At 37.1% G+C, this 4,583-nt stretch carries 3 protein-coding genes; all 3 read right to left on the reverse strand.

The window, feature by feature from the left end:
* Positions 1-69 precede the first annotated feature (69 nt).
* Positions 70-1,434 carry an OmpA family protein gene (locus AC4MRQ_RS24980; protein WP_491200458.1) on the reverse strand — a complete coding sequence of 455 codons (1,365 nt, stop codon included), beginning with the start codon at positions 1,432-1,434 and terminating at the stop codon, positions 70-72.
* A gap of 187 nt (positions 1,435-1,621) precedes the next feature.
* Positions 1,622-3,571 (reverse strand): protein-disulfide reductase DsbD family protein, encoded by a 1,950-nt coding sequence (locus AC4MRQ_RS24985; protein ID WP_491200459.1) that lies wholly within the window; start codon positions 3,569-3,571, stop codon positions 1,622-1,624.
* A 437-nt stretch (positions 3,572-4,008) separates the two neighbouring features.
* Positions 4,009-4,583, reverse strand: a 575-nt coding sequence (locus tag AC4MRQ_RS24990; protein WP_491200460.1) for a ribonuclease E/G, incomplete at its 5' end; no start/stop codon positions are given.

Here is a 4,583-nt window from a genome sequence, read left to right on the forward strand (position 1 = left end):
GGTCAATGTCGAGTAGCACGACAGTATGAATACTGATATAAATGTGTATAAAAAACTTTTCATGCTTTGTTATTCAATAATCACGAATAAGTCAACTCTTCTATTCACTAAATGAAGACCTCTTGGTGCCAGTTTTTGTGTGTCAGAAAGTAATTCTGATTCTCCTTTGTAATCGATTTCAAATCGATCAGGGTCAATGTCATATTCGTCTACAAGAACTCTAAGTGCAGCGTTACATCGTCGTTGACTTAGTTTAACATTGTATTCGTATGATCCTCTTTCATCACAATAGCCAACTATTTTTACTCTCAGCGATTTATCCTGATTCATTACATATGCCACTTTCGCCAGCGACATATGCGCATCCTGAGTGATATCTGATTTATCGAAATCAAAGAAGATAGATGCGGAAACAGTTTCTTTGTATTCGACTGATTCGGTGATGATAGTACTTGTGTCTGTTTTAGCAGAATCCAATGCAGCCATCAGCTCAATCTGACGCTTTAAGGAATCCAATTTATGAGCCATTGGATCGTCTTTTCGTCTCCTTTTGTAATTCAGGTTAAAGTCTTTATAGGTCCAGGCGGCATGTCGTTTATTCTTTTTCCCGATTTTATAGGTTAAGTTTAATGAGGCAAGCATATAACTGTCATTGTCCGCTCCTGTTAGATTAACATCTAAATTATCACCATTCATGTGTCGCATCAAAATTTCGGTACCTATATCGAAACTCTTGTTAACACGATATTTTACGCCTATACCGAAGGGAATGATTACTTCATTTTGGCGGTTTGTTTCTTTATCAGGAGCGCCATCTCCGTTACGCTCATATCCTTGCACTAAATAATCATCCGCATGCCAACCGTGTGGAGTTGGATAACCAGCTACATTTTCATATACGTGTTTCACCTTTAAAACATCTCCCGGATTCAGAATTTCAATTTCTCCTGTAATTGGATCAGTATAACTACCTGGTGTCAGACGATGTAATTTACTTCGAAAGTAGGTTAATCCAATTCCTAATTTGACGTAAATATTCCATTTATCATTAATAGGGCCAAAAATAGCCAGTTGATTCACATTTAAAGTTCCGTTGATGCTAATGTCATGAAGGTCGCCTTCAAAGTAGCGGTGATTTTTTTGCCCATACATATCGGCCATTAGCCATTGTAGGTCAATTCCCCAGGGCCGGTTAAATTGCTTGCTAAGCATAACAGTGGGGGCAAACTTCCAGTTACTGCTGGGAAAGGCAGTATAATCGATTACATCCGTATAGTAAATAACCGGACCTCCACCAATTGTGATAGACCAAGTGTTGTATTTATTTCCTTTTCGATATATCTGTTCTTCAGAAAGTTGACCAAAATTTTTTTGAGCCGATATCCAGTTTAAAGAAAGGAAGACGATTGATACGATTAATATTATCCTATTCATAGGGATGGTTTTGTACAAATAATAGATTAAAACTAAAGTATTTAACTATTTGTATAAAACATAGGTATAAGATTTTTACTAATCGCAGATTTTTATCCATTAACGTTGATTTACACCTGCCTAAAGAAAAAGCCCTCCTTTTCATTAAGAGGGCTTTTGATTATTTTGATTGACTTAAATTGTGAAATTACCTGTTCTTGTATTTATCAAGACCATCATTAAGCCAGTTTTGATATTTCTTAATATCCGGGTCGTAAGCAACTGGTGTATTTAGAGTGTTCTCATCTTCATCAATGATAACGTAGTATGGCTGTCCTTGCTGTTGGTAGCGTTCCATTTGGAATTCGGCCCACTTTTGACCAACAGTTCTGATCTTCTTGCCTGTTATTTCAGATATATAAGGTTCATCCAGTTTTTCACGAATATCAACATAAAGCGAAACCAAAATATAGTCTTCAGTTAATGTCCTTTTTACATCTGTATTAGACCAAACTTTATCTTCCATCTTACGGCAATTTGTACATCCTTTGCCTGTAAAGTCAAGTAGAATTGGTTTATTTACCTTCTTGGCATAAGCCAGTGCTTTATCGTAATCATCAAAGGCAGGGATACCTTGTGGTCCATAATGCATTCCTTCAGGCATTTCAAAATGTGCACCACCTCCTCCTGCTGAAACAGGTGCCTCATAACCAACCCCAAATGGTGACTCTGAATAGTCTTTTGATGGTGGCATACCACTAATCAGGTTAACAGGTGCACCCCAGATACCAGGAAGCATATAGATGGTAAAGCCGAATACAGCTAATGCGAATACAAAACGTGATACCGGAATATATTCCATTGGTGAGTCATGTGGTAATCGAATTTTTCCAAGTAAATAGAAGCCCATAGCACCGAAAATTGCTACCCAAATTGCAATGAATACTTCCCTTTCAAGAATGTGCCATCCCATAGTCATATCAGCTACTGATAGGAACTTAAATGCAAAAGCCAATTCAAGGAAACCAAGAATAACCTTCACTGAGTTTAACCAACCACCAGATTTTGGTAATGAGTTTAAGTAACCAGGGAAAGCTGCAAAAAAGGCAAATGGAAGTGCCAAAGCAGATGAGAATCCAAGCATACCAACAATTGGTCCCATATAACCACCTGTTGCTGCTTTTACAAGTAATGCACCTACAATTGGTCCGGTACAGCTAAAAGAAACCAAAGCCAATGTAAAGGCCATAAAGAAAGTACCAATAAATCCACCTTTTTCTTCCCCTTTAGTAGCAAAGTTAACCCATGAACTTGGCATTACGATTTCGAATGCACCAAAGAATGAGAAAGCAAATACGACCAGTAGTAATGCAAAGAAGAGGTTAAACCAAACGTTAGTTGATAATTCGTTCAAGGCACTGGCTCCAAAAATTGCCGATACTGCTACTCCAAGAATCAGGTAGATAACAATAATTGAAATACCGTATTGAATACCGTTTCGGATACCTGCTGCTTTTGTTGCACTTGTTTTTGTAAAAAAGCTTACAGTCATTGGTATCATTGGGAAAACACATGGTGTTAGTAGTGCTGCTAAACCACCACCAAATGCTAATAGAAAGATAGCCCAATATGATTCCTCTTCTTCTGTTTGTCCAGCTTTTGTATCTGGTTTAGCTTTTTCTGCTGCTGCTACGGCCTCTGAACTCTTAACTTTTAGTTCAAAGTCAACCATTTCAGGAGGCATACAAGTTTCATCATTACATATCATAGATTCGATGTAGCCTTTAATAACGACATCGCCTTTCTGATTTAATTGAACGACTTTTTTGAAAATGGCTTTTCCCTCAAACCACTTTAATTCTGCCTCGAATGTCTCATCATAATGGGCAGTGGCTTTTGGTTCTTCAGTGATTCCTTCCAAAATAGTATAAGCATCACTCTCTTCGATCTCAATATTAGTTGGCAGAGCTGTATTCTCAGGAAGTTCAGAAGAGTATACATGCCATCCTTCGTCGACTGTTGCTTCACAAATAATTTCGACTTTTCCGTCTTCAATGTTTTTTGTTGAGAATTTCCAGGTAATATGTTGCTCCATTTGTGCAAAACTTCCTGCAAAAACGGTCAACATAAGTACCAAAGCTGCTAATGTCCTTTTCATACGTTTTAATTTGTTTTCAGTTGCCGAATGAAATTTACACTCCTACACTGTTATTAGGTGTAATCATGATTACTGTAAACCCCATTTGTCTTATTTAATCCCGGATAGTCACTGTATTATATTCCCATGTACCACAATAACTGATCCAACTTATTTATTTTTACATTTTGACGCTCAATATTGATTTTCCTTACAATTGTAGTTAACCAATATATCTACATCTGTATATGTTTACAAAGTTACAACATTTAGTTTTTTCACAGAGTAGCAACACTTGTTATTAAGACGTTAATAAGTCTTGTTTTAACATGATTTTTTACACTGAGATTTTTCTATCGATGTTGTTAGATTAAAGACACCTGAAATGAAGGAGTGGGTGACATAGGGTATGTGTGTTTTTCCATGACTTACATCACTTAAAACAAAAAAAGGTTGACCTAGGACAGGTCAACCTCATTTTTATCATTATCTAATATCTTGAATTCTAGTATTCCTAGTGAGTCGGATGCAACAACCTTCAGGTTAAATGTGTACTTGAACTTCCATTTTAGCACTAAAGAAGGAAATCCTTTTTTTAGGTACGCATATACCATCGGGTGTACATTCAAGGTCAAATTTTTCACTCTAAGGTCATGCACAGCTTTTTTTACAGCAGCTTCAAATTTTTCTGGCCAGAATAATGAAGGTTCGATTTTGCCAGATCCATTACAGGTAGGGCATCCTTCGTCAGTATTAATATGCATCTCAGGTCTTACACGTTGGCGCGTAATCTGCATCAAGCCAAATTTACTTAATGGTAAAATATTGTGCTTGGTGCGATCTGAGGCCATAGCCTGCTTCATTTTTTCGAAAACTTTCTGACGGTTTTCATTATTCTGCATATCAATAAAGTCAACAACAATGATACCTCCCATATCCCGTAATCGTAATTGTCTGGCAATTTCATCGGCTGCGGCCAGGTTCACTTCTAATGCGTTGTTTTCTTGATTAGAAGCTGATTTGGAACGATTAC

The sequence above is a fragment of the Carboxylicivirga sp. genome, from assembly GCF_982718395.1.

Bases quoted from the DNA above. Each gene is read 5' to 3' on its own strand.
- AC4MRQ_RS24985 (WP_491200459.1), bottom strand. From the start codon at position 3,571: ATGAAAAGGACATTAGCAGCTTTGGTACTTATGTTGACCGTTTTTGCA.
- AC4MRQ_RS24980 (WP_491200458.1), bottom strand. From the start codon at position 1,434: ATGAATAGGATAATATTAATCGTATCAATCGTCTTCCTTTCTTTAAAC.